The 23,695-nt window shown below is 72.7% G+C and carries 20 protein-coding genes; 9 read left to right on the top strand and 11 right to left on the bottom strand.

Translation table 11 applies throughout. The features are described 5' to 3' along the window. Positions 1 to 18: 18 nt before the first annotated feature. Positions 19 to 975 (top strand): hypothetical protein, encoded by a 957-nt coding sequence (locus WMF27_RS30905; RefSeq protein ID WP_437943196.1) that lies wholly within the window; start codon positions 19 to 21, stop codon positions 973 to 975. Between the two features lie 912 nt (positions 976 to 1,887). Here the strand turns inward: WMF27_RS30905 and WMF27_RS30900 are convergent. From WMF27_RS30900 to WMF27_RS30875, 6 genes are all read right to left on the bottom strand, one after another. Beyond that, on the bottom strand, positions 1,888 to 2,580 hold the full coding sequence (locus tag WMF27_RS30900) for a helix-turn-helix transcriptional regulator (protein WP_437765281.1): 693 nt from the start codon (positions 2,578 to 2,580) through the stop codon (positions 1,888 to 1,890). A gap of 622 nt (positions 2,581 to 3,202) precedes the next feature. After that, positions 3,203 to 3,439: a hypothetical protein gene (locus tag WMF27_RS30895; RefSeq protein ID WP_437765282.1), complete on the bottom strand. Its 237-nt coding sequence runs from the start codon at positions 3,437 to 3,439 to the stop codon at positions 3,203 to 3,205. A gap of 9 nt (positions 3,440 to 3,448) precedes the next feature. Then, positions 3,449 to 4,243 (bottom strand): PP2C family protein-serine/threonine phosphatase, encoded by a 795-nt coding sequence (locus WMF27_RS30890; RefSeq protein ID WP_437765283.1) that lies wholly within the window; start codon positions 4,241 to 4,243, stop codon positions 3,449 to 3,451. Positions 4,244 to 4,456: 213 nt separating this feature from the next. Further along, positions 4,457 to 6,031, bottom strand: coding sequence for a PGRS family protein (locus WMF27_RS30885; RefSeq protein ID WP_437765284.1), 1,575 nt, complete (start codon positions 6,029 to 6,031; stop codon positions 4,457 to 4,459). Between the two features lie 19 nt (positions 6,032 to 6,050). Further along, a complete protein-coding gene (locus tag WMF27_RS30880; protein ID WP_437765285.1) occupies positions 6,051 to 7,088 on the bottom strand; it encodes a PEGA domain-containing protein in 1,038 nt (345 codons plus the stop codon). 605 nt (positions 7,089 to 7,693) lie between these two features. Next, positions 7,694 to 9,526 (bottom strand): serine/threonine protein kinase, encoded by a 1,833-nt coding sequence (locus WMF27_RS30875; protein ID WP_437765286.1) that lies wholly within the window; start codon positions 9,524 to 9,526, stop codon positions 7,694 to 7,696. Positions 9,527 to 9,648: 122 nt separating this feature from the next. On the opposite strand from WMF27_RS30875, the gene WMF27_RS30870 reads away from it, so the two are divergent. Both WMF27_RS30870 and WMF27_RS30865 read left to right on the top strand, forming a co-directional pair. After that, positions 9,649 to 9,897 carry a hypothetical protein gene (locus WMF27_RS30870; protein ID WP_437765287.1) on the top strand — a complete coding sequence of 83 codons (249 nt, stop codon included), beginning with the start codon at positions 9,649 to 9,651 and terminating at the stop codon, positions 9,895 to 9,897. Between the two features lie 68 nt (positions 9,898 to 9,965). Further along, positions 9,966 to 10,583, top strand: a complete 618-nt coding sequence (locus WMF27_RS30865) for a sigma-70 family RNA polymerase sigma factor (RefSeq protein ID WP_437765288.1) — start codon at positions 9,966 to 9,968, stop codon at positions 10,581 to 10,583. An 8-nt stretch (positions 10,584 to 10,591) separates the two neighbouring features. Here the strand turns inward: WMF27_RS30865 and WMF27_RS30860 are convergent, their stop codons facing one another. The 3 genes from WMF27_RS30860 to uppS form a co-directional block, all read right to left on the bottom strand. Next, on the bottom strand, positions 10,592 to 11,878 hold the full coding sequence (locus WMF27_RS30860) for a Glu/Leu/Phe/Val family dehydrogenase (protein ID WP_437943195.1): 1,287 nt from the start codon (positions 11,876 to 11,878) through the stop codon (positions 10,592 to 10,594). 288 nt (positions 11,879 to 12,166) lie between these two features. Continuing rightward, positions 12,167 to 12,988, bottom strand: coding sequence for a phosphatidate cytidylyltransferase (locus WMF27_RS30855; protein ID WP_437765290.1), 822 nt, complete (start codon positions 12,986 to 12,988; stop codon positions 12,167 to 12,169). A gap of 2 nt (positions 12,989 to 12,990) precedes the next feature. After that, positions 12,991 to 13,836, bottom strand: coding sequence for a polyprenyl diphosphate synthase (uppS, locus tag WMF27_RS30850; protein ID WP_437765291.1), 846 nt, complete (start codon positions 13,834 to 13,836; stop codon positions 12,991 to 12,993). A 58-nt stretch (positions 13,837 to 13,894) separates the two neighbouring features. On the opposite strand from uppS, the gene WMF27_RS30845 reads away from it, so the two are divergent. Then, positions 13,895 to 15,274, top strand: coding sequence for a 3-keto-5-aminohexanoate cleavage protein (locus WMF27_RS30845; RefSeq protein ID WP_437765292.1), 1,380 nt, complete (start codon positions 13,895 to 13,897; stop codon positions 15,272 to 15,274). Continuing rightward, positions 15,271 to 17,988, top strand: coding sequence for a hypothetical protein (locus WMF27_RS30840; protein WP_437765293.1), 2,718 nt, complete (start codon positions 15,271 to 15,273; stop codon positions 17,986 to 17,988). Before WMF27_RS30845 ends, WMF27_RS30840 begins: the two co-directional genes overlap by 4 nt. A gap of 13 nt (positions 17,989 to 18,001) precedes the next feature. Here WMF27_RS30840 and WMF27_RS30835 read toward each other — a convergent pair whose 3' ends face one another. Continuing rightward, positions 18,002 to 18,967 (bottom strand): sigma-70 family RNA polymerase sigma factor, encoded by a 966-nt coding sequence (locus tag WMF27_RS30835; RefSeq protein ID WP_437765294.1) that lies wholly within the window; start codon positions 18,965 to 18,967, stop codon positions 18,002 to 18,004. A gap of 152 nt (positions 18,968 to 19,119) precedes the next feature. Then, positions 19,120 to 20,283 (bottom strand): DUF882 domain-containing protein, encoded by a 1,164-nt coding sequence (locus WMF27_RS30830; protein WP_437765295.1) that lies wholly within the window; start codon positions 20,281 to 20,283, stop codon positions 19,120 to 19,122. 293 nt (positions 20,284 to 20,576) lie between these two features. On the opposite strand from WMF27_RS30830, the gene pilM reads away from it, so the two are divergent. The 4 genes from pilM to WMF27_RS30810 are packed head-to-tail and all read left to right on the top strand — an operon-like array spanning position 20,577 to position 23,552. After that, entirely contained in the window at positions 20,577 to 21,638 is a 1,062-nt protein-coding gene (pilM, locus tag WMF27_RS30825) for a type IV pilus assembly protein PilM (protein WP_012238809.1), read from the top strand. Continuing rightward, entirely contained in the window at positions 21,635 to 22,279 is a 645-nt protein-coding gene (locus tag WMF27_RS30820; RefSeq protein WP_012238808.1) for a PilN domain-containing protein, read from the top strand. The genes pilM and WMF27_RS30820 overlap by 4 nt, the downstream gene beginning before the upstream one ends. Further along, complete coding sequence (locus WMF27_RS30815) at positions 22,279 to 22,917, top strand: type 4a pilus biogenesis protein PilO (protein WP_437765296.1); 639 nt, start codon at positions 22,279 to 22,281, stop codon at positions 22,915 to 22,917. The genes WMF27_RS30820 and WMF27_RS30815 overlap by 1 nt, the downstream gene beginning before the upstream one ends. Further along, positions 22,914 to 23,552, top strand: a complete 639-nt coding sequence (locus WMF27_RS30810; RefSeq protein WP_437765297.1) for a pilus assembly protein PilP — start codon at positions 22,914 to 22,916, stop codon at positions 23,550 to 23,552. Before WMF27_RS30815 ends, WMF27_RS30810 begins: the two co-directional genes overlap by 4 nt. The last annotated feature ends 143 nt before the right edge of the window (positions 23,553 to 23,695 follow it).

Here is a 23,695-nt window from a genome sequence, read left to right as displayed (position 1 = left end):
GGGCGATGGATTCGGCTGATGGCCAACAAGAAGACCTCAGCGAAAGGCGATGTGAACGAAGCGCAGGACGCGGAGCTGGAGGCGACTCACGCGCTCGAGCTCCTCGCCGCGGCCGTCGGAGAGCCTCCCAAGACGTCTCTCAAGGCGATCCTCGCCGGCACGACCGACGCGGATCTCGTCGGCGTCGGCAAGACGATCCTGTCGAGCAGGATCGTCACGGACGCCGCGCGGATCTACCGTAAAGCCTGGGATTTCCATCAACAGGCCACGGACGAGCAGAAGCGGAGGCTCCGTGGCTTCTCGAAGCCGCTGCTCGCGCTCGCCGTCCAGCAGGCGCTCGCGCTGGAGAAGCTCGATCGGCAGCGCGCGACGACGAACGCCGCGGCCGGCGTCGCGAGGGCGGGGCAGGACAAGGCGTCGGAGGCGGCGCAGTCGAGGGCGATCGAGCTCCGCGACCAGGCCCATGACGCCCTCCGCGACGCGTCGGGCCGGGACGAAAAGCTGCGGGCGCAGGTCGACGCCGCGTTCGGGACCGCCGCCACGAGCGAGACGCTGGCAGGGGGGCTCCAGCAGACAGCGAAGCTGCTGCGCCGGTGGCTGAAGAGCGACGACGAGGCGCTCGCGGAGCGGCTCGAGCTCGCGAATCTGGACGAATCCTACGCCAAAGAGCTGGAAGACGCGGCCAGGGAGCTCCGCGTCGCGGTGGCCGGCGCGACGAACCGCCCTGTGGACGCGAAGGTGACCCAAGGCGTCCTCGACCGCGCCGACGGGATCAACATCCTGATCATGGGCCAGATCATCCGCGCGTTCGACGGGGCGCACGGCATCGATCCCACGATTCCGCGGCTCGTGCCGATCTCGACACGGCGGCTGTTCAACCGCAACACGAAGAAGAAGGCCGAAGCGGCGGAGCCGCCGCAGGCGGGCAGCGACGCGAAGCCCACCGGCGGGAGCGTGGAGCTCGCCGACGGTTAGCTCTGCTGCGGGAAGTTGCCCCGGATCAGCAGAGAAGCCGCCAAGGCGCCGAGGCCGCCAGGAGAAGAGGGGGAGGGCCGTCCCGGCATTCCCCCTCTTGTTCCCCTGGTTCCTTGGCGCCCTTGGCGACTTGGCGGTTCGAGATTCCGCTCTTGACTCGACGTCAGGGCGATCAGTTTTTCGTGTAGTCCGGACGACGCGGCCGCGCGAGCGCCAGATGCGCCGGCTTGCCGTCGCTCTCGCCGCGCGCTCACGTGGATCGCGTTTCCCGAGCGGGGCATGTTGGCGGTGCTGATCGGCCGGCGTTTGGACATGGGCGCTCCTTCTCGGACTCGGATGAGGCCGCCCATTCTGTCGTCGATGAAGCTGCTTGCCCAGGAGTCTCTCGCGCAAATCATCGACATTGCGATTACTTGCCTTCGGCCGTCCGAGATTCTCACGGGGTGACATGATGTTCTCACTGTCCGCAGCGCTCGCCGGTCGCGAAGTTCCAGCACGCCCCGCTCGCCCAGGCGCGCGGGCGCTCTCCGGCGGACCGCCGTGCGCGGCGCTGCCGCCGCCGCCGGCCGTGTCGGGGGTGACCCGCACCGCCGGCGCTGCGTTCGGGGAGCCCGGCCATGCCGTGGGCGACAAGAGGCGCCGGCGGCAAGACAACGGCCCCGCGGGGCAAGACAGCGGGTGCCGGCGGCAAGACAGCGGTCTCGCGCGGCAGGACAAGAGGCGCCGGCGGCAAGACAACGGCCTCGCGGAGCAAGACAGCGCGTTCCAGCGGCAAGACAACGGCCTCGCGGAGCAAGACAGCGCGTTCCAGCGGCAAGACAACGGCCTCGCGGAGCAAGACAGCGCGTTTCAGCGGCAAGACGACGGCCTCGCGAGGCAGGACAACGGCCCGAGTGCGAGGCTCGGCTGCTCTCACCCATGGCGCCCTACTCCCGGGAGCGTCGTGTTCAGCGGAGAGCGCTCTGCTTCCTCCCAATCGGACGCACTGGCAGCGCTCGTCCCCCCTTCGTCGGGCTGCAGCGGGAAGCTCGTCAGGGTGGCAGCGCGGCGGGCGAGCTGTTCCCCCGCGACGGGCTCGCCGACCCGGAACACCACGGTCTCCTCCTCGTCCGTTCGGCGGTCGTCGTGCAGCCGCCACAGGCGCTCCCAGTACCGCGCCGGCGTGCCGGTGAAGGTCTCCAGCTGCCGCGCGAGGCCGGGCGTCATGGGCAGGTCGCTCCTCAGCAGCCGCTCCACCTCCCTCGGTTCCAACCCCGTGCACTCGACCAGCTTCCTCCTCCACGAAGGCGTCGTCGCGCAGAACGACTCGAGGACCCTTCCTGGCCAGGGGACGGGGCGCCCTCGGGCGTCTCTCCGCTCGGCGAGCGCCGTATCGACGTGACAGTCCAGGAGGCGCCGGTAGCGGTCCCGCTCCCCCGCTGCCTGCTCCTTCGCATCGGTGAGGGCTGCCTCCTCTTCATCACGCGCCTGCTCGCGCGCCTCGCGAAACCCCCGCTCGCGTCCCAGCGCTTCGCGCGCGGTGACCGCGAAGCCGATCGCGACGCACGCGATCATCGCGAGCCCGATCGGCGAGACGAGCCACATCGCACCCAGCATGTCTTCCATGTTCCCTCCTGAACCGTGAGCACCCCTGCGGGCACACGCCCGCCGTGTCGCGCCGGAGCCGGCACGACCCGCACCCTGTTCGAGCCGTCCTTCGTCGCGCGCGGCGTCGCGGGCAGAGGTGCCCGCCACGCCCGCGCCGAGAGCGTGCGCGCGCTACCGCGCGCCGGTCACGTCGAGCCGCACACCTCCGCGTGGGACTCTGCTCCGGCCGCACCGCCCGGGAGCGCTGCCTGCGGGCGCGGCGTCGCGGGGGCCGAGCGCCGCGCGACGGCGCGGCGCAGCGGAAGCGAAGCGAGGGTCAAGAGAAAAAGCGAGGAGGGAGTCGCTGTTCCTGGAGTGCGCGCCGAGCGCGGGGGTTGAAGACGATCCAGCCGTCCCTCGGCCAACCCGCCGGCATGATGGACCCCCTCCGCGCTGCGGGGGTGGTCCGCCGGTCGCCCTGCCGAGCCGTTTCCGGCCTCCTCTACCTGTCTAGTTCCGGCGAGCGGTCCCGGTTCGCTGCACAATCGTCCGCCGGTTGCATTTTTTTCTCCGCGACCCCGGTGACGCCGTGCGTTGGATGGCGCGGCGAAGCCGTGGCGGGGGGCGGGGCGGGGAGTTGTGCGGCCGGGCTGTCGGAGGCTCACGGCAGCTCCTGGGTGTCGGCGGCGAGGCCGTCCTGACCGGCGCCGGGGCCGCCCTTGCCGCCTTGACCGCCGGCGCAGCTGGGATTGGTGCCGCCGACACCGACGCCGCCCGTGCCGCCGTTGCCGCCCAGGCCTCCCGGCTGGAGGTTGAAGCCGTCCGCGCGGGCGCGCAGGGGCCGTCGCAGCGCACCGCGCCGGCAGCCCGAAGCGACGCGGCGCCGAGGAGCGCTCATCGCCATGGCTCAGCGCCCTCCGAGGCGTGCGAGCACGCACGTCACGTTGTCTCGGCCGCCGTGCTCGTTGGCGAGGTCGATGAGCAACTCGGCGGCGAAGCTCAGGTCGCGGTGCGCTTCGAGGATGTCGGCGATGCGCCGCTCGGGCACCGGGCCCCACAACCCGTCGGAGCAGACGAGGAAGAGGTCACCCGGCAGGGTGGCCTCGACGCGCGATTCGATATCGACGTCGTCGCCGGCCCCGAGCGCGCGGGTGATGACGTTGGCCCGCTCGCTGAGCGCCTCGACCGCCTCCCGTGCTCCGCCGCCGTCGCGGAGCGTCTCTTCCAGCACCGTGTGATCCCGGGTCAGCCGCTCCAGCATGCCGCCGCGCATGCGGTAAACGCGCGAGTCACCGACGTGCGCGATGTAGGCCATGCCGGGCGCGAGCAGGACGCCGGCGAAGGTCGTCGCCATGCCGCGCTGCTCGTCGTGCTGCTGGCTGGCCTCGTAGATGGCCCGGTGGGCGCGTCGCACGCCGAGCACGAGCCGCACCTCGTCGCGGTCGGCGGGGGTCGAGGCCGCGGCGGGCGCCGCGCCGCCGCGGGGCCAGATCCGTTCCAGGTCGGCGTCCTCCTCGAAGCAGCGCTGGACCACCTCGATGGCGATGCGGGACGCGACCTCTCCGGCCGCGCTGCCGCCGAGGCCGTCGGCGACCATGAACAGCCCCAGGTGCGGCAGGGCCGCGAAGCTGTCCTCGTTGTGGCGGCGGTGGCGGCCTACGTCCGATTGCGCCGCCGCCTCGATGGCGAGCTGTGGGTACACGATCGTCCTCCTCGCGTGCTCGTCGCCAAGACGAGCCGAGCCATGGCGCGCCGCGATGCGCGGCGCGCGTTTCGTTGTTCCTGCTCGAGCCGCGCCGCGCGCGGCCTTCGGCCTGCGTCTACGTCGGCGCGGCCAGCGCCGCGCGGTACATCCTCCCGAGCACGCCGAGCCCCGCACCGCGCCAAGCGCGCGGTGTGTGGCTCGGCCGTGCGGTCATCGAAGCTCCTGCTCTCCAGCCGTCGCGCCGTCCTGGCCGGCGTTGTCGGTGATGTTGTTGCTGCCGCCCGGGCCGCCGGTGCCCGGGGTGCCGGGGGTGAGCGAGGTCTGGCCCTGCTGGACGACGGGCGTGCCGCGGAAGGCGATGGCGAGCGAGGGACCGCCGAGGCCGCCGCCGCCGGGGCCGCCGGGACCGCCCTTGCCGCCTTGGCCACCGGCGCAGCCGTCGCTGGCAGCCCCAAGCCCGACGCCACCGGTGCCACCCAAGCCGCCTGAGCCCCCCGGCTGGAGGTTGCCGCCCTTGCCGCCGTTGCCGCCGCGTCCCGCAGTGAGGCTGCAGTCGATGAGGGTGACGCTGGCGTCGATGCTGGCGAGGGCGATGCTGGCGCCGCCTGGAGCGCCGCCCTTTCCTGCCAGGCCGCCGCAGCCGCCAGCGCCGCCGCTGCCGCCGCTGGCGCCCGCGCCCGAGACACCGCCGGTGCAGACCGGGCCGCCCTTGGCGCCGCCGCCGCCACCACCGCCCTGGCCGGGCTTGCCGGGCGTGCCGTCGCCGCCGGGCATGCCGGTGTAGCCGCTCGCGCTCAGCGCGCCGAGGCCGCTTGCGCCGGCGCCGGCGGGGCCGGGGGTGCCGCTCACTCCAAAGTCACCGCCACCGTTGGGCTCGTTGCCAGCACAATCCCAGGCTCCGTTGACCGGCTCGCCGAGACCGCCGCGTGCCCTCTCGGCGGTGCCTTGACTGGTTGCGCCATCGCTGCCGGTGTTCACGTTTCCATTGCCGCCTGCACCGCCGATCGAGAGCACGCCGCCGTCGCATGCGTTCTCGACCAGCGCGCCACCCGACAGCGTCGCGTCGGGTCCCTCCACGTCGTCGAGGTCGCTGCACGCATCGACGCCGTTGCTGCCGGCCGGCGCGCGCTCCGGCGCTTCGCTCGGCGCGTCGTCACCATCGGCGCCATCGGCGGCGTTGCCGGCGACGAGCGCGCAGCGCGCGAGCTCCGCACTCGCACCGTCGGCGAGCACGGCGATCGACGAGCCGCCCATGGACTGCGCGTCGGGCGCGCGCGCCTCGATGTCCTCGATGCGCGTGGTGCCCTCGCCGCGCGCGAGCATCAGCGGGATGGCCTCGGCTTCCGGCGCGACGGTGGTCTTCGTCTGCGCGCCGATCCAGATCCAGCCGTTGGCGCAGTCGAGGCCGCCGAAGAGGGCGACGCCGGCCGGGACCTCGACCGATTCGGCGAACGGCTCGGCGCACGCGTAGACGTCGCTGCCCGTCTCGCCGGCGCGCTGGAGCGCCTCGGCGAGCGTCTTGACCGGCTCGGCCTTGGTGCCCGCGCTGCCGTCGTTGCCGCTCGCGGCGACGAACACGCCGCAGCGGTCGTCGACGGCGCCGTCCGCTTCGCTAGGGATGCAGACGGAGGGCACGACGCTGGTACCCCTGCCCCGGTACTTCTCGCAGGTGAGCATGAACTCGCAGTCGTCGGTCCGGTTGAACCACCAGCCGTCGCAGCCAGGCGCGAGCAGGATCAGCCCCAGCGCCGCGTGGACGCGTGCGTTCCGATGCAGTCTCGTCATCACGTTTTCCCTCGCTCCATCACCAGGCGGTCCGCACGGAGATGCCGGCGCTGCGCACACCGAACCCAGGCACCACGCGTACAGCCGCACGCCCGGCTGCGCTCTCGCTCCCGCGAGGGCACAGCGCGAACGCGAGCGCCGTGAGGGCCATCGCTCCGGATGCGGCGTACGTCACGACCGCCGCGTTGCTCAGGTCATCGGAGCGCCTCGTGGTGTGCCTGAACTCGCGGCACGCTCCCGCGAACGCCGGCGACTCCAGGCACCCCCCGCCGCCCGCGAAGATCTCTTCCTGTTGGGATCTCGCCTCCGCGGTCGCATCGTTCGCCGCCACGGTCATTCCCACGCCGACGCCGAGTGCCATGGCGCTCGCGGCGCCGAGCGCGATCACCGGTACCCAGCTGCGCTGCTCGACGTGCGCTGGAACCGCGACGTTCTGCCCCGGCTTTGCCGCAAGCTGCACGGCGCTCGGGCCGTGCCCTGCCGCCTTGCCCGCCGGCGCTCGCGCCGCGTCGACCGCCGCCGTGTTCTCTCGTGCCTCCGCCGCCGCCTCGCTCTTCGCCAGGGCCAACGTCAGCGTCACCGCCGCGGTCTCTCCCTTGGCGACGCGCACGGTCTTCAGCGCCGGCGCGTAGCCGTCGAGGCGCGCCTCGATCGCGTGCTCGCCGGGCTCGACGAAGATCTCTCCCGCGAGCGGCGCCTTTCCTGCGGGCTTGCCGTCGACTCGCACCTCGGCGAGCGGGGCGCTGACGGTGACGGCGAGCGCGCCGACGTGGGCGCGCGACGTGGCGAGCCGCTGCTGCGCGGTGGGCTTGAGGTGGGCGACGGCGCTGAGGAGCGGCCAGCCCCGGAGCGCGAACGAGAGGTGCTCCGCGGCGAGCGCGTGCTTTCCCTGCTGGTAGGCCGCGCTGCCCACGTTGTACGCCACGTCGAAGGCCGGTCGTGCTTCGGCCCGGTCGCCGCGCGTGACGAGCGCGCTCGCGAGCAGCAGCGCGACCGCCGGCGCGACGCTGCGACAGGAGCGCCGTGGTGTCGTTCTTCGATCTCGTGCTCGTGTCATCGCCATCGTGTCACCCATGCCTCATCGCGGGCACACGCCCGCCGTGTCGCGCCGGAGCCGGCACAACCCGCACCGTGTTCGATCCGTCCTTCGTCGCGCGCGGCGTCGCGGGCAGAGGTGCCCGCCACGCCCGCGCCGAGAGCGTGCGCGCGCTACCGCGCGCCGGTCACATCGAGCCGCACACCTCCGCGTGGGATCGCGCTCCGGCCGCGCGGCCCGAGAGCGCTGCCTGGGGGCGCGGCGCCGCGGGGGCCGAGCGCCGCGCGACGGCGCGGCGCAGCGGAAGCGAAGCGAGGGTCAAGAGAAAAGGCGAGGAGGGAGTCGCTGTTCCTGGAGTGCGCGCCGAGCGCGGGGGTTGAAGACGATCCAGCCGTCCCTCGGCCAACCCGCCGGCATGATGGACCCCCTCCGCGCTGCGGGGGTGGTCCGCCGGTCGCCCTGCCGAGCCGTTTCCGGCCTCCTCTACCTGTCTAGTTCCGGCGAGCGGTCCCGGTTCGCTGCACAATCGTCCGCCGGTTGCATTTTTTTCTCCGCGGCCCCGGTGACGCCGTGCGTTGGATGACGCAGCGAAGCTGCGGCGGAGGTCGGGGAGGGGAGCCGTGGGGTCAAGCTGTCGGGGGTTCACGGCAGCTCCTGGGTGTCGGCGGCGAGGCCATCCTGGCCGGCGTTGTCGGTGATGTTGTTGCTGCCGCCCGGACCGCCGGAGCCCGGGACGCCGGGGGTGAGCGAGGTCTGGCCCTGCTGGACGACGGGCGTGCCGCGGAAGGCGATGGCGAGCGAGGGGCCGCCGAGGCCGCCGCCGCCGGGGCCGCCGTTGCCGCCTTGGCCGCCCTTGCCACCGTCGCACGCCGCCTTGGAGCCACCGACGCCGACGCCACCGGTGCCGCCGATGCCTCCCAGGCCCCCCGGCTGGAGGTTGCCGCCGTTGCCGCCGTTGCCGCCGCGTCCCGCAGTGAGGGTGCAGTCGATGAGCGTGACGCTGGCATCGATGCTGGCGAGGGCGATGCTGGCGCCGCCCGCGAGGACGTCGCCGCCCCAGGCGCCTCCCGGTGCGGCAGGAGGCCCTCGTGACTCGCGCGCAGCGCGTCCGGAGGCGCGCCGAACGCCTGCGTCGCGATGTCGGGCTCGGACCGGGCGCGCGCCGGCCACGCGGGCAGCGGCAGGGTCGTGGGCATCCGCTCCGTGAACCCCTTGCCGCGCAGCTCGCCCGAGGCGCCGCCGCTCGCCGGCGCGAACGGCAGCGCGCTCGCGAGCGGCACGAGGCGAAGGGGATCGAGCGGCACCGTCGCGTGGACGGCGCCCGTCGGCGGGGCGGCGCTGGCCGGCGGCGCCGCGACGGCCGCCACCTCGGCGCCGGTCGGCCGGGCGGCGCTCGCCGTCGCGGCCGCCTCCGCCTCGCTCGCCGGCCGCGCGCCGGCGCCGCCCGAGCCGTCCGATCGGTCGAGATCGGCCGCGGAGACCGCGGCCTGGCGCGCCACCGTCCACCGCCCGTGCGCGAGGTGCTGCGCGAGCGCATGGGCCGGCGGCACCTGCCGCTGCAGGACACACTCGTCCACCAGCGCGCGGAGCGCGCTCTCCACCTCCGTGAAGGTCTGGAACCGCGCGTTGCGGTCGATCGCGACGCACCGGGCCACGAGCGGCCACACGATCTCCGGGCAGTCGGGGACGAGCTCGTGCACCGGCACCGGCTCGGCGAGGAGGTGCCCCGCGAGCGTCTCCTCGGCCGTCGGCGGATCGGCGTCGTTGATGAACAGGTGCGTCCCCGTCAGCACCTCGTAGAAGATCGCGCCGAAGGCGTAGATGTCGGCGCGGCTGTCCGGCTTCTGGTGCGGGATCTTCTTCGCCAGGCTGTAGATCGTCTTCACCTGCTCCGGCGACATGTACCGGATCGTCCCCACGTCCGGCATGTCGTCGGTGTTCATGCCCCCGTCGGCGAACTTGGCGATGCCGAAATCGAGCAGCCACACGTGCCCACGCGCGTCGCCCTCCGTGCCGATCATGATGTTCTCGGGCTTGAGATCGCGGTGCCAGATCTTCTTCGAATGGACGAACCGCATCGCCTCGGCGACCTGGAGCATGATGTACAGCGCGTTCAGGAAGTCGAAGCGGTACGCCCTCGTGAGCAGCCGCCGCAGCGTCCTGCCCTCGAGGAACTCCATGACGATGAACGCGACGTTGTCCGGCGAGACGCCGGCCCGCCGCATCGACACGATGTGCGGGTGCCGGAGCTTCGGGTAGAACTTGCACTCCTGCCGGAAGCGCCGCGCGAAGTCCTCTCGGCTCCGGTGCCGCGGCGACATGCACTTGATGGCGACGATATCCTCGGAGTACTCGTCGACGGCCCGGTACACCTCGCCCATGCCGCCGCGATCGACGACATCGGTGATGCGGTACTCCAGGAAGGTGTCGCCCGGCCGGAGCGGCGCAGGGAGGCTCATGCGCGGACCTCCGGGCGGTCGCGCCGAGAGGGCGTACGGGGTCTCCTGACTGCGGAGGCGAGTCGCGGGGGGCGGCGGCGGGGGCGCAGGACGACACGCTGGCTGACGAAGGTGAAGATCCGGTGATCGAGGCGTGCCTTCGAGACGCCCTGGCTCCCTACACGAAGGCGCTCTCGCCGGAGCAGCTCCTGGGCTACCGGCGTTATCTCACGGTGTTCATCAAGACGCACCCCTCGGCCGCCCCGCTGTACGAGCGGCTCCGCGGGCGAGCGGCCCTCGACGCGAGCGCCGCCGTGCCGAAGGAGAGCGACGGAGACCACGAGGACGGTGCCCTGGTGTGGCCGGATGGCACGTGGGGAGAGCGCGGGTGAGCGAATCTCGGCCCCCTCGCGCGCCGGACCCGCGCCGCGATCCACGCGTCGTACGCGCTCTCCCGGAGGTGCGCCGCATCGCGCGAACCGTCGCGCGCACCTACGGGGTGCGCCCGCGCGACGTGATCGAGGAATGCGAGCAGATCGCCTGCCAGGCGCTCGTCGAAGCGTTCTCCGGGTTCGATGCGTCCCGCGGTGTGCCCCTCGTCCACTTTGCGTGGAAGAGGGTCGTCGGCGCGGTGAGGGACTGGATCGCTCGCGAGGCGTCGCCCTCGCGTGCCGGCGTCGACGCCGGGGACCACGTCGCTGACGCGCTCCGCTTCGAGGGCGATCCGTTCGAGGGCGACGGCGCGACGCTGGAGCGGCTCTCAGGCTCCTGCCGAGCGCTCGCCTTCGCCTGTTTCCTGGGCGACTGCCCCGAGCTCCTCGACGCCGGGCCGCACGACGCGCTCGTGCGCGCCGAGACCCTGGACGCGCTCGCCCAGGCGCTCGATCGCGCCGACGAGCGCGAGCGGCGCCTGATCGCGCTGCGGTACGGAGGCGACCTCTCCTGGGCGAAGGTCGGCGAGGAGCTCAGCGTCCACCAGAAATTCGCCCAGAGGCTCGATGAGCGGCTCCGCGAACGGTTGGGACGAGCCCTCCGCCAGCAAGGGATCTGCGAGGCTCCGCCGGCGGAGGGGGAGTAGCGCGCATCTCAGGGGAAGATCTCGCGCTCTCCATACACCGCGGCGAGCCGCTGCAGCGCCACGGCATAGGCGGCGAGGCGCAGCGTGCACTTCTTCTGCCGCGCCAGCTCGGTCACCTCGCGGTAGGCCCGCTTCATCGCCTTCTCGAGCCGGGAGTCGACCTCCTCGAGCGTCCACGTCTCCGAGCGCTTGTTCTGCACCCACTCGTAGTAGCTCACCGTGACGCCGCCCGAGTTGGCGAGGATATCGGGCAGGATATGGATCCCGCGCTCCAGGAGGATCTTCTCCCCCTCGGGCGAGCACGGCCCGTTCGCGCCCTCGGCCACGAGGCGGACCTGCAGCCAGCCCGCCTCCTCCACGCCGACCTGGTTCTCCAGGGCCGCCGGGATGAAGATGTCCGCCTTGAGCCGGAAGAACTCCTCGCGGCTGATTGGCTTGCCGGCAGGGTAGCCCGCGATCGAGCGGTTCTTCTTCACGTAATCCTGCAGCTTGTGCGGATTGAACCCTTCCGGATTGTACAGATACCCGGTGTGATCGCCGACCGCGACGGTCGAGGCGCCGAGCTTCGACAGGAGCACGGCCGTGTTCGAGCCGACGTTGCCGAAGCCCTGCACGAGCAGCGTCGCGCCGCCGAGGTTCACGTCGTTGTCCTCGGCCCACTCGGTGATGCAGTGGACGACGCCCTGGCCCGTCGCCTTCTCGCGACCGTACGTGCCGCCCGACGCCACCGGCTTGCCCGTCACGACGCCCTTCACCGCCTGCTTGAAGAGCTGGCCGACGGTGTTCATGTACGTGTCCATGGCCCAGGCCATGGTCTTCGCGTCGGTGCCCATGTCGGGAGCCGGGATGTCCGTCTCCGGGCCGATGTTCCCGCCGAGCGCATGGAAGAAGCGGCGTGTGATCCGCTGGAGCTCGGCGCGCGACACCTCGTTCGGGTTGAACTTGATTCCCCCCTTTCCGCCGCCGAGCGGCAGGTTCATCAGCGCGCACTTCCACGTCATCATCGCGGCCAGCGCCTTGAGGTCGTCGAGCGATACCGTCTCGTGATATCGAATGCCCCCCTTGAACGGCCCGAGGAGGTTGTTGTGCTGGATCCTGTAACCCTTGAAGAGCCGGATGCTGCCGTCATCCATCCGTACAGGGAAATTGACGATGATCTCGTTCTTCGGCTGGCTCAGGATCGTGGTGATGTAGCCCGGTACCTCGATCAGCCGGGCCGCCTCGTCGAGATAACCCTGGACGACTTTGAAGAACTCGTATTTGTGCCTGTGGCTCGGAACAGCAGGGACGCTCACAGGCGAAGTCGCGTTCTTGGTACTGAGTTGTTCTTCCATGGCTATGTAACTTTCTAGTGCGCCGAGCGCTTCCGTTCAACGTCGGGCGCAACCATGCGATGCGTCATCGCGGCTCCGGACGGGCGGGGCGATGCGTCAGGCCGCCAGTGTGCGAGGAGGCGCCGCGTTGACGGCGGGAGAGCCGCGTCGGGGGGCGAGGCTGCGGCGCGCGCGCGTGCGATGTGGGTGTCGCACATCGATGGATGCGCGGTCTTTGGACGGCGCACGGCGCACCGCGCGCGGCGCCGTTCAGGGCCTCGACCACAGGACATACAGATACGTGATGGTCCCGGTCACGAGCAGGGCATCGACGCGGTCGAGGATGCCGCCGTGGCCGGGCACGATCCCGCCAGAGTCCTTGATCCCGAAGGAGCGCTTGAACAGGGACTCCCCGAGGTCTCCCGCCTGACCGAGGCCGCCCGCGACGATCGCGAGCGCGAGCGCGTCCACGAGCGGCAGCGACCGGAGGAACCAGAAGTGAGCAAGGAGCGCGCCGATCACGGCGAAGAGCAGGCCGCCGAGCGCGCCCTCGACGGTCTTCTTCGGGCTCACGGCCTCGTAGAGCTTGCGCCGGCCGAGGAAGCGGCCGGCGAAATAGGCGCCGGTGTCGGAGAACCAGGAGAGCAGCATCGCCAGCACGACGAACGAGGGGCCGTCGGCGCCCCCGTCGCGGCGGAGGAGCGCCAGCGCGCCGAGCCCGCCGCCCACGTAGAGCGGGCCGAAGGTCATCGCCAGCACGCGCAGCGCCGCGGTGCGCATCTCGCCGAGGCGCACCAGCGTGATGAGCATCGCGACGAACGGGAGCAGGAAGATCAGCGCGAGGAGCGCGCCCGGCGAGCCGCTGAATCGCCAGATCACGCCGAGGACGGCCAGGGTGAGCGCGACGCCGATGGCCCGCGCGACGCGGTCCTCGGCGTGCGTCATCGCGAAGAGCTCGAGCGCGCCGATGGCGGAGGCGACCGCGACGAGCGCCGCCCAGCCCCAGCTCGGGCCGAGGTAGAGCAGCGAGAGGAGCAGGGGCGCGGCCACGAGCGCGGTGAGGACCCGCATCGTGAGGTTGGAGGCAGCCAATCTCAGACCCCCGTCCGTGAGCCGTCGTGGGAGGCCTGCGAGGCGGGCGCGGCGAGCTCGCGCGCGCGCCACGGCCGCTCCGCGTCGAGCGCGCCCCGCGCGCTGGCGGGCTCGCCCCCGGCGCCGCCCTCCGCGTCGTGCGCGGCGGCGCCGCCGCGCCGCTGGTAAGCCGCGATGGCGGCGAACAGGTCGTCCTCGGTGAAGTCGGGCCACAGCCGCTCGGTGAACGACAGCTCGGCGTACGCGGCCCCGTAGAGCAGGAAGTTGGAGAGCCGCTGCTCGCCGCCGGTGCGGATGATGAGATCCGGCTCACCCACGCTCAGGCTCGGCAGCCGCGCGGCGAGCAGCGCCCCGTCGATCGACTCCGGATCGAGCCTGCCGGCGACCGCCTCCATCGCGAGCTCGCGCGCCGCGGCGGCGATCTCCTCGCGCGCACCGTAGGACAGCGCCAGCGCGAGCGTCATCTGGCGGTTCGTCGCGGACGCCTTCCGGAGCGGGTCGAGCACGTCGCGCACGGCCTCGGGGAGCCGGCTGATGTCGCCGATCGCGACCAGGCGGATGTCGTTCTCGAGGATCTCGCAGCGCTCGCTCATCAGGTACTCGCGCAGCAGCCCCATCAGCGCGTCGACCTCGTTCCGGGGCCGCGCCCAGTTCTGCTCGCTGAACGCGTACAGCGTCAGCGCCTCGACGCCGAGCCTCCGGCAGACGCGCACGATCCGCCGCACGGCGGCGCTGCCGGCCTTGTGCCCGGCCTCGCGCGGCTCGCCGCGCAGCTCCGCCCAGCGGCCGTTGCCATCCATGATGATTCCGACGTGGCGCGGCAGATTTCTGGCTTCTACGAGGTTCATCGGCGGGGGCAGTTTCCTCTGTTGACTACCGACTGTCGACTGTTGAGTCTTCACGCGCATGAGCACAGGGGTTGGTCTCACGGTCACGCTGCGCGTCAGGATGGGCGCGCACGACGCACATTACGCGGGCGAGCTGTGCGATGGAGCGCGTATTCTCGCGCTCTTCGGGGACGTCGCCACCGAGCTCCTGATCCGCCTCGACGGCGACGAGGGGCTCTTCCGCGCGTACGAGGCGGTCGAGTTCCTCGCCCCGGTCCGAGCAGGCGACTTCATCGAGGCGACCGGGGTGGTCACCAAGGTCGGCGCCACGTCGCGCGCGATGGCGTTCGAGGCGCGCAAGGTCGTCGCCAGCGTCCGCGAAGCCGGGGTGGCGCCCTCGGCGGCCGACGCGCTGGCCGAGCCGGTCATCGTCTGCCGGGCGCTCGGCACCTGTGTCGTCCCGAAGGAGCTCCAGCGTCGGCCGCGCCTCGTCCTGCCGGCGCTGTCGGCGCCGCCCCCGGACCACGCGCAGCTCCCGGAGCCGCGGCCCATCATCACGCCGCCCCCCCGGATCCTGGTCACGCCGCCGCAGAGCGCCCTCATCCTGACGGCCGCGATCGTCGGCGCGGAGACGACCCGGGCGCAGACGCCGCACCTCCCCATCACGCCGCGCGAGCTCGCCGACGAGGCCGCCCGCTGCCGCGACGCGGGCGCCTCGGTGGTCCACCTGCACGTCAGGAACCCGGACGGGTCGCCGAGCCAGTCGCGCGCGCTGTTCGCCGAGGCGATCGCCGCGATCAACGAGAAGACGGACGTCATCGTCCAGACGTCGACCGGGGGGGCCGTCGGGATGAGCGTCGACGAGCGCGCCCAGCCGCTGCTCTGCAGCCCCGAGATGGCCACCCTGAACTGCGGGACGCTCAACTTCGGCGACGGGATCTTCGACAACACCCGGCCCCTCATCCGGGACATGGCGGCCCGGATCCGCGCCGGGGGGAGCGTCGCCGAGCTCGAGTGCTATGAGGTCGGCCATATCCATGAGGCGCTCAGCCTTGTCGCCGAGGGGCTCCTCGCGGAGCCGCTCCACTTCCAGTTCGTCCTGGGGGTGCCCGGCGGCATCGCGGCGCGCGAGGACGTGCTCCGGTTCATGATCACCCAGATCCCGCAAGGCGCCGCCTGGGGCGTCGCCGCCGTCGGCCGCCACCAGCGCCCGATGACCGAGCTCGCCATGCAGCTCGGCGGGCACGCGCGGGTCGGGCTGGAGGACAACATCTACCTGGACAAGGGCGTGCTCGCCGAGGGGAGCGCGCCGCTCGTCGCGCGCGCCGCCGCCTTCGCGCGGAGCGTCGGCCGCGAGGTGGTCGAGCCGGACCGCGCGCGCCAGCTCCTCGGGATCCGCCCGCGCGCCGCGGCCCAGGCCGGCGCGGCCTCCGGAGGGAGCGCGCGCGCGCAGGGATGACGGACCGACCGCTCTCGCCGTGGATCGATCACCTGCGCGGCCGGCTCCCGATCGTGCTCGGCGTCGCTCTTCTCGGGGCCGTCGCGCGGCTCTCGACCCCGCCCCCGCCGGCGCGGACCGCGGACGCCATCGCCGGGATGCTCGGGGAGGCGATCGGCGGCGCCGTCGACCCGGACGACTTCGTCTGGGAGGAGCGCGGCGGGTTCTTCTCCGACGCGCTTCTGGGCCGCCGGGTGCTGTTTCTTGGTGTCCCGCGCCTCCCGCAACCGGGCGACGCGGAGCGCGCGCCCGACGCGGAGCGCGCGCCTGACGGGCGCGGCGCCGCCGAGCTGTACCGGGCGCGCGTGCGGCTCACCCGCTCCGGCCGGCCGGTGAGCCTGGACGGCGTGCGCAACCTGACCGGGACGCCCCTCGGCGACGATCGCGGCCTCGTCGCCCGCGGCAGCCGCGTCGCGGTGACCACCACCGCGTTCGGCGTCGTGCAGGGGATCACGCAGCTCGATCTGGGCGGCGATGGGCGCGCGGGAGCGCGGCCCGTCGGCGAGCGGCTCCGCGCGGCGATCGACGGCTGGCTCGAGACCGGGAGCGTGGACGGCGCGTCGCGCACCGAGATCTCGTTCGACAACCCGCCCGCGTCTGCGCAGCTCGACCTCGTGGACGAGGGCCTGGTGATGGCGCTCGGGCCGGAGGCGGTCCCGGCGGCGCTCAACGCCGGCACCGGCGAGGTCGACACGGGCGGGCGTGATCCGTTCGTCGCCCGCGCGCACCACCTCCCGCGCCGCGTGCCCTCGCTCGGCGAGCTCGCCGGGCCGTCCGCCGAGCGCCTGCTCGGTCCGAGGGCGGCGGCCGCGGTCGAGCGGCTCGCGCTCGCCGTGGATCGCGCGGCGGCGAGGCTGCGCGCCGCGCCGGCCGCCGCGTACGTGACCCGCGGCCCCGCGTCTGCCGAGCCCGCGCCGGAGGGGTGGCCTTCGCTCTGGCCGCCGCCGCCGGTCGCGCCGGCGGTCGATCCCCCGCTCCCGGGGGAGGGCGCCTGGGAGCTGGTGGCTCCCTCGCTCCCGCGCGCGCTCCCCGGCGTCGAGGAGGATCCGCGGCGCCCCTCCAGCCCGTTCGCCGCGACGACCCTCCGGCCCGATCCGCGGCGGCCGGAGCTGCGCGTCCACCTGCTCGCGATCGACACGCGGCACATCCGGTTCACCTTGCAGGCGGGATACGAGGCCCCCAGGCCGACCGTCGGCCCGCGCGGCACGGGGCAGCTCCCCGACGCGTCGACGCTCCGCGGCGCCATCGGCCTCGGCGCCTCCACGCGCGAGCCGGGCGCGCCCCCCGCCGGGACGGAGGCGCTCGGCATGGTCGTCGGCGGCCGCGCGCTCGTGCCCCCGCGCGACGGCGCGGCGACGCTCGGGGTCGACCTCTCGGGCCGGCCGTACTTCGGCGCGTGGCCGTCCGGCGGGGACGTCGAGCGCGTCCCCTGGGCGCTCTGGCAGCGCCCGGCGGCGAGCCCCGGCGCGCCCCGCGCGGAGGGATCCGCGCGCTTCCCCTGGGCGCTCTGGCAGGGCCCCTCGCTCTTCGAGGCAGGGAGCGCCGCGGCCCCGCTCGCCATCCTCGCCGGCCCTCCCGCGGAGCGCGCCCCGGCCGGCGCGACGCTCTCGCCCGGCGGCGGCGACGACCTCCTGGTCGAGCGCGCGGCGCTGTGCATGACCGACCGCGGCTTCGTGGTCCACGCGTGGGGCAGCGCCCTCGACGCGGCCGCGCTCCGGGCGGCGCTCGAGCGCGCCGGGTGCCTGGCCGGCGTCTCGCTGGGCAGGGCGCCGGACCCCCTCGGCGTCGCCTTCCTGAGCCCCCGGCAGGACGGCGTCCTGACCGCCGAGCGCCTCTCGCCCGCGATGTCGATCGCGCCGCCGGAGCACGCCGCGGCCGCGTCGCCGCGTCCCTTTCTCTTCTTCGAGTCGCGCTGGACGCTCGTCCCCCCGGCGCCGGACCTGTCGCTGCCGGGCGAGCGCGTGGGCTGGGCCGAGGACGGCGGCGCGCAGCCGCCCCCGGCGTGGAGCCCGGCCGTGTACGCCGCCGACACCGTGCACCTCGGCGCGCAGGTCCGCGTCCACGCCTTCGCTCCGGACCGGTTCCTGTTCCGCCTCCGCGCCGGCTCGCGCGAGATCTCGCCGCGGAGCGCGCCGAAGCTCGACGCCGAGGTGCCGGCCGACGAGCGGCGGCAGGTCCTCGCGGCGATCGGCGTCGGCACCGGCCGGCGGCGGGGCCCGCGCGGGCTCGCCGTGGGCGGCACCGTCGGCCTTCGCTTCCGCGGCGAGGGAGGCTTGCTGCTGGTCCGCCAGGGCCGCGTCGAGATCCGCCCGGCGGGCGGCGCCCCGCTCGCGCCGGGCGCGGACGCGACCGAGCTGCCGCTCACCGCCGACGACGGCAGGCTGCGGCCGGAGGCGCGCGAGATCGGGACCATGCGCCGGCGCAGCGCTGCCTGCGTGCTCGACGACGGCACGCTGCTCGTGGCCACGACCACCTTCGACAGCGACGAGGCGACGACCGAGGCGCTGCTCGACCTCGGCTGCGCCCGCGTGGTCGCGCTCGATCGCGGCGCGCACCGCAACGCGTTCGTGCACCGGGCCTCCGGGGAGCCCGCCCTCCAGCAGACCTACGAGGAAACCGCGCTCTTCGCGGTCGGCGTCGCGATGCCCGGCCGGGCGCGCCGGCTCGCCCCCTGAGCGCGGGCGGCGGTCAGGCGTGGGACAGCATGCCTCGCAGCATGCCGAGCGCGCGCGTGTGCAGCTGCGAGACGCGCGGCTCGCCGATCCCGAGCTCTGCGCCGATGTCCTTCAGCTTCGCCCCTTCGAAGTAGTACATGCCGATGACGCGCCGCTCCCGCTCCGGGAGCTGCGCGATCGCGAAGGACAGCGCCCGCCGGGTCGCCTGCGCCGAGATCGCCTCGATCGGGTCGTCTTCGCCGGACATGTGCGCCGACTCCTCGGTCGGGGTCACCTCGCTCAGGCTCACGAAGACCGTCGCGCCGCCGACCCTGCTGGCGGCTTCCGCCTCGACCGCCTCGCGCGCTCGCCGCGAGAGCCAGTCCTGCGCGCGGAGCTCATCGACGATCGCGCCGCGGATCCGGAGCTTCGCGTAGCCGGCGAACGTCTCGCCGTCGCTCCCGCCGTTCTTGCGGAGCGAGTCGACGAGCCCCAGCATCCCTGCGCTGAGCAGGTCGTCGCGCTGCACGTTGGGCGGCAGGTGGCGCGACACCTGCCGCACCAGCTTGCGGACGAGCGGGAAGTACCCCCGCAGCACCTCCGGGCGGAGCGGCGCGCACGTCGGCTCGTGGTCGCGCGGCCCGCCCGCGCAGGCCGCCCCGGGACAGCGCGGCAGGCTACACGGGCCGCCGTCCGGCTCGATGTCCGGCTCGCCGTTTGGATCCAGCAGCTGCCACGGACCCTCGTAGGTGCAGGCCGACGTGACCTCCACGGATTCCCAAATTTCGTGCGCGGATCTTGACGCGGCCTCCGCGGCCTCCCAAAGCTCGCGGGAGAGCGACGCCGCCGGCTCCTGCACCGCGACGCTCGGCGCTCCATCGAGGCCGAGCGCAGAAGGCGCCGCGATCAGCGCGTGCTCACACGGGACGACCGGACACGCCGCGCCAAAGGCGACCGGCTGGACGAACCCGCCCCCGTCACAGCACGCGGAGAGCGACATGGAAGGAGCGAGCCCCTCCCGCTGCAGTCGGGTCGATTGCTGCACGTGAGGTGGATTGGTGCCACAACTCTCGCAGCGTGCAAGGCAGAGCCGCGCAATTGTGTCTGGTGCGGATGTTCAGTGTGTGGATTATAGCCAGCGGCCGGGACAGCTCACCTTTTCGCGGGCGAAGTTTCACGAGCAGGGGTGGGTGAACCTGACCCCAGGACCTTCTCCGTATCGCTGCCGCTTCGCGCCGTGTCCGAGTTTGTCCCTGTAGTATTCATGGTTTGCGGCTGAGTGGCACGGGGCTCGCCTGACCCATACACTTCTTCTTCTGCGGACACGGGGACATCGCGCGCCGCTTCATCGGCCCCGACAGAACCCTTCGCTCCCGCGTAGCGCGGCGGCTCTCCAGGCCCTGAGTAATCCACCCAGTACACTTTATCTGATCTGACGTCCAGGTGAACGAACGTAGAGTTGGGATAATATCCGACACCTGCGTTGCGGAAACCTCGGCAGAAATCGCGGACCACGGTGTTGGGCACGCCCTCGACCATGAAATCGACGGCGCGACCGTGGTTGTGGTTGGAGTGCGGGGTGTACTGGGTGGGTGAGTAGGGGCGATAACCGCTGACGACGCGGAGGGGCCTGCCGCCGAAGTGGTCGCTCACCATGCCAATCAGCGTCGCGAGCCGCGGATCGATGGGAATCGAGGCGGTGGGGGACGCGCGCATCAGCCGGCTGAGCTTGGGGAGGGCCTTGGGCACGAGCCGCCCCTTCGGCGTGAGCAGCCGGACGTCCAGCCGCTCGGCGCCTCGCACCAGGCGGACCCATCCGGGGCGCTTGGGGCGCTGCGCATAGCGCTTGTTCGGCGGCATCGCCGCGTCCCTCTTCGTCGACCCCTTCCCCGGGGGACGGGCCGCGGCGCCGCGCTCCTTCGCGCCGGTGCCGCGGCTCCGCTCGCGCTCGTCGCGCAGCGCGGCGGCCCGGCCGGGCGCGCCGCGCGTGGACCGCGCGCGCGCGCCGGGCTGACCCCGCTCCGGGATCACGAGGACGAGGCCCGGATGGATCCGCTGGCCACGCTTGAGCCCGTTCGCCTCGCGGAGCGCGTCGACCGTGATGCGGTACCGCTTCGCGATCTTGCCGAGCGTCTGGCCGGCGTAGACCGTGTGGTGCCCGTCCTCGGCGATCGCCGTGCCCGGCGCGGCGCTCACGAGAAAGGCCGCCGCGAGGGCGGCGAGGGCACATCGCAGCCGCGATGACCAAGAGGTGGGTTCCATCGCGGCCCCGGCGCGGGGGCCGATGCCGCAGAAACGGGAGAACTCCGGATGCATGAGGGGACTCTGACCTGATGTCATCCGTGCCCGACGACCGAGCCCCGGACGGTGCTACCCTGGGCTGGCGCGCGCTCGCCGGCCCGACCGGCGGCGCAGCACCGCATATCGAACTTCGATAGGCGGGCGGGAGGCGAGCGTAAAGCGGTTTTTTGCCCAGCGATCGCCGGTGGTGCGAAGCTTCGCCAGAAGCGACCAGAGGCGATCGCAGGGGATCGGGCGCCCGGGAGCCGGGCAACGCAGCCCGGGCTTCCCTTGCTTCACCACGGCGGGCGCGGAGCAGGACGGACGGGATGTCGGAAGGCAAGAACTTGATCGGGGTCGATATCGGGTCGAGCGCGATCAAGATCGCTCAGATCAAGGAAGGCCGCAGGGGCTATGGCCTCGTGCGGCTCGGTTACGCGCCGCTCGCGCCGCAGGCCATCGTCGACGGCCACGTCATGAACGCGCAGGCCATCGTCGAGGCGCTCGGCCGGGCCTTCTCCGAGGCCAAGATCCGCCAGCGCGAGATCGCGCTCAGCATCAGCGGCCAGGCGGTCATCATCCGCAAGATCACGGTGCCGCTCATGACCGCCGCCGAGCTGGACGAGCAGATCCAGTGGGAGGCCGAGCAGCACATCCCCTTCGACATCAAGGACGTCCACGTCGACTACGAGGTGCTGCGCCGGCGCCCCGAGGCCGGGCAGATGGACCTCCTGCTCGTCGCCGCGAAGCGCGACGAGATCAACGACTACACCCAGATCGCCAGGACGGCGAAGCTCAAGCCCATGGTGGTCGACATCGACGCGTTCACCGTCCAGAACCTGTTCGAGGTGAACCGCGGCATCCCGCCGGACCAGACGTTCGCCATCATCAACGTCGGCGCGAGCCTCGCGTCGATCAACATCGTGTCGCGCGGCGCGAGCGCGTTCACCCGCGACATCGGCAACGGCGGCAACTACATCACCGAGCAGATCCAGCGGAAGCTCGGCATCAGCTTCGAGCAGGCCGAGGAGTTCAAGTGCGCCAGCGTGACCTCGGGGCCGGGCGGCGTGCCCGCGCAGGTCATCGAGACCATCGAGCAGGTGTGCGACTCGATCGCGGGGGAGATCCAGCGCTCGCTCGACTTCTTCCTGGCGACGAGCGGTGAGGGCGACATGCACCGCATCTACCTGACCGGCGGCTCGTCCAACCTGCCGGCGCTGCCCGCCGCGATCGGGCGGCGCGCCCGGGTGGCCGTCGAGCTGATCCAGCCGATGGAGCGCATCACCGTGGAAGCGAAGGAAGTCAACCAGGAGCTGCTCCGGCTCCGGGCGGCGCAGTTCTGCGTCTCGCTCGGGCTGGCGATGCGCAAGGACCGGGAGAAGCGCTCGTGATTCGCGTCAACCTTCTCCCGCAGCGGCGCGGCACGCGCGGGGCCGCGCCCCAGGCGAGCCAGCGGTGGCTGCTCGTCACCCTCGGCGTCGTGATCCTCGAGATCGTCGCGCTCTTCCTCTTCCACCAGACGAAGGTCGAGGAGCTCGACGAGCAGAACCGGAAGAACTCGCTGCTGCAGAGCCAGATCCAGGACATCCGCACGCTCGTGGCGAACCACGAGGAGATCAAGAAGGCGCTCGAGGTGCTGCGCGCGCGCGAGGACGCGATCGCGAAGCTCCAGGCCGCGCGCAGCGGGCCGACCGCGGTGCTCCTCGAGCTCGCGCAGCTGCTCACGAACGGCAAGGGGCCGACCGCCGACCCGGACAAGCTCGCGCAGCTCCGCAAGGAGAACCCGCTCGCCGTCTACAACCCGTCCTGGGACAGCCGCCGGCTGTGGCTCACGAGCTACGTCGAGTCCGAGCGGACCGTGCGCGTCGAGGGGCTCGCGCGCGACGGCACCGACGTCTACGAGCTCGCCCAGCGGCTGAAGCTGTCCTCGTACTTCTACGACGTGCAGCTGCTCCCGGGGAAGAAGGAGAACGAGAAGGCGTCGCGGCTCGAGCTCGTCTCGTTCGCGCTGCAGCTGAAGGTGAGGTACTGATGGCCACGAAGCCCATGCCCGTGCAGGCCGGCTCGGCGCTCGACCGGCTGCCGCCGCTCGCCAAGCTCGGCGTCGGCGCGCTCTTCGCGGCGCTCGTCGGCATCCTGTACTTCGTCGGCTTCTACGCCGACGTCGACTCGCAGATCGAGGGCGCCGTGCAGAAGCAGGGCGCGCTCCAGGCGGAGCTCACCAAGGCGCAGGCGTCCAAGGCCGCCTACCAGAAGGACCTCGACGAGAAGACCCGCCGCGAGCAGATGAGCCGCGAGCAGAAGAAGATCCTCCCGGACGAGTCCGAGACGCCGGCCTTCCTCTCCGCCATCCAGGGCGTGGCGACCGTCTCCGGCGTCAACCTGACGTCATGGAGCCCCACCGAGGAGATCCCGCAGGAGTTCTTCTCCAAGGTGCCGATGCAGCTCACGCTCTCCGGCAAGTTCCACCAGGTGGCGAAGTTCTTCCACGGCGTGGGGCAGCTCGATCGCATCATCAACCTCGAGGAGGTCGAGATCAAGGAGCCGAAGGTCGTGGGGAGCGACGTGGAGGTCAAGGTGCAGTGCCTCGCGACCGCGTTCCGCGCCGTGCGCGCCGGGGAGACCGCGACGAGCGGCGTGAAGCGCCGCAGCGGCGGAGGTGTCCGGTGAAGGCCGGCCGGATGATGCTGCTCGCCCTCGGGGCGACCACCGCCGCGGCCCTCGCGCTCGCGGGGTGCGAGGAGGAAGCGCCGCTGACCTCCTCCACCCAGCCACGCCCGCCCGGGGCGCAGGCCTCCGCGTCGCCGCCGCGCGCGCCCGCGGCCGGCGCCGCGTCCGCGGACGCCGGCGCGCCAGAGATGCCGCCGCTGCCGCTCCGGGAGTTCCAGGAGGCCGACTTCTCCGAGAGCGACCGGAGCCGCGACCCGTTCCGGAGCTTCGAGTCGCTGTTCGCGACGCAGGCCCGGGGTCGGGTGACGATCCAGCGCCAGGTCCTCGTGGATCGCTTCGCGCTCGACGAGCTCAGGCTGGTCGGCGTCGTCTCGCGCGCGCCCGCCCGCGCGCTGCTCACCGATCCCACGGGGCTCGGGTGGGTGGTGAAGGTGGGCGATTTCGTCGGCAAGGCCGAGATCGTGCACGCGGGCGGCCCCACGGGCGTCGACGTGGCCGTCAACTGGCGCATCGATCGGATCCGCGACTCGGACGTCGTCTTCATCCGCGAGGACCCGTCGCACCCGGAGATCCCGCCGACCACGCGCGTGATCGCGCTGAGGCCGCTCGGCGAGGAGAACGAGGGGGCCCCGTGACCGCCACGAATTGGGCCCGCGCCGGGCACCCGAAGTAGCCTCTCGACAGCGTGACGCAGATCTCGCGTCACCGCGAAGCGGGAGTGCAATGAAGAGCAATCGAGACTATCGCCCGAGGCGGGGCGCGCTTCGCCGTGCTGCGG

This window comes from Sorangium sp. So ce281, from assembly GCF_051527395.1.
Lineage (GTDB): Bacteria > Myxococcota_A > Polyangia > Polyangiales > Polyangiaceae > Sorangium > Sorangium cellulosum_B.
This window is presented reverse-complemented; position numbering and strand designations above follow the sequence as displayed.

What these genes read in the sequence shown, in the direction of transcription:
- uppS (WP_437765291.1), bottom strand. Translation starts at nt 13,836, where the DNA reads ATGAACCTCGTAGAAGCCAGAAATCTGCCGCGCCACGTCGGAATCATC.
- WMF27_RS30835 (WP_437765294.1), bottom strand. Translation starts at nt 18,967, where the DNA reads ATGTCGCTCTCCGCGTGCTGTGACGGGGGCGGGTTCGTCCAGCCGGTC.
- WMF27_RS30840 (WP_437765293.1), top strand. Translation starts at nt 15,271, where the DNA reads ATGACGGACCGACCGCTCTCGCCGTGGATCGATCACCTGCGCGGCCGG.
- WMF27_RS30900 (WP_437765281.1), bottom strand. Translation starts at nt 2,580, where the DNA reads ATGGAAGACATGCTGGGTGCGATGTGGCTCGTCTCGCCGATCGGGCTC.
- WMF27_RS30905 (WP_437943196.1), top strand. Translation starts at nt 19, where the DNA reads ATGGCCAACAAGAAGACCTCAGCGAAAGGCGATGTGAACGAAGCGCAG.
- WMF27_RS30830 (WP_437765295.1), bottom strand. Translation starts at nt 20,283, where the DNA reads ATGCATCCGGAGTTCTCCCGTTTCTGCGGCATCGGCCCCCGCGCCGGG.
- WMF27_RS30895 (WP_437765282.1), bottom strand. Translation starts at nt 3,439, where the DNA reads ATGAGCGCTCCTCGGCGCCGCGTCGCTTCGGGCTGCCGGCGCGGTGCG.
- WMF27_RS30875 (WP_437765286.1), bottom strand. Translation starts at nt 9,526, where the DNA reads ATGAGCCTCCCTGCGCCGCTCCGGCCGGGCGACACCTTCCTGGAGTAC.
- WMF27_RS30815 (WP_437765296.1), top strand. Translation starts at nt 22,279, where the DNA reads ATGGCCACGAAGCCCATGCCCGTGCAGGCCGGCTCGGCGCTCGACCGG.
- pilM (WP_012238809.1), top strand. Translation starts at nt 20,577, where the DNA reads ATGTCGGAAGGCAAGAACTTGATCGGGGTCGATATCGGGTCGAGCGCG.
- WMF27_RS30885 (WP_437765284.1), bottom strand. Translation starts at nt 6,031, where the DNA reads ATGACGAGACTGCATCGGAACGCACGCGTCCACGCGGCGCTGGGGCTG.
- WMF27_RS30845 (WP_437765292.1), top strand. Translation starts at nt 13,895, where the DNA reads ATGAGCACAGGGGTTGGTCTCACGGTCACGCTGCGCGTCAGGATGGGC.
- WMF27_RS30880 (WP_437765285.1), bottom strand. Translation starts at nt 7,088, where the DNA reads ATGACACGAGCACGAGATCGAAGAACGACACCACGGCGCTCCTGTCGC.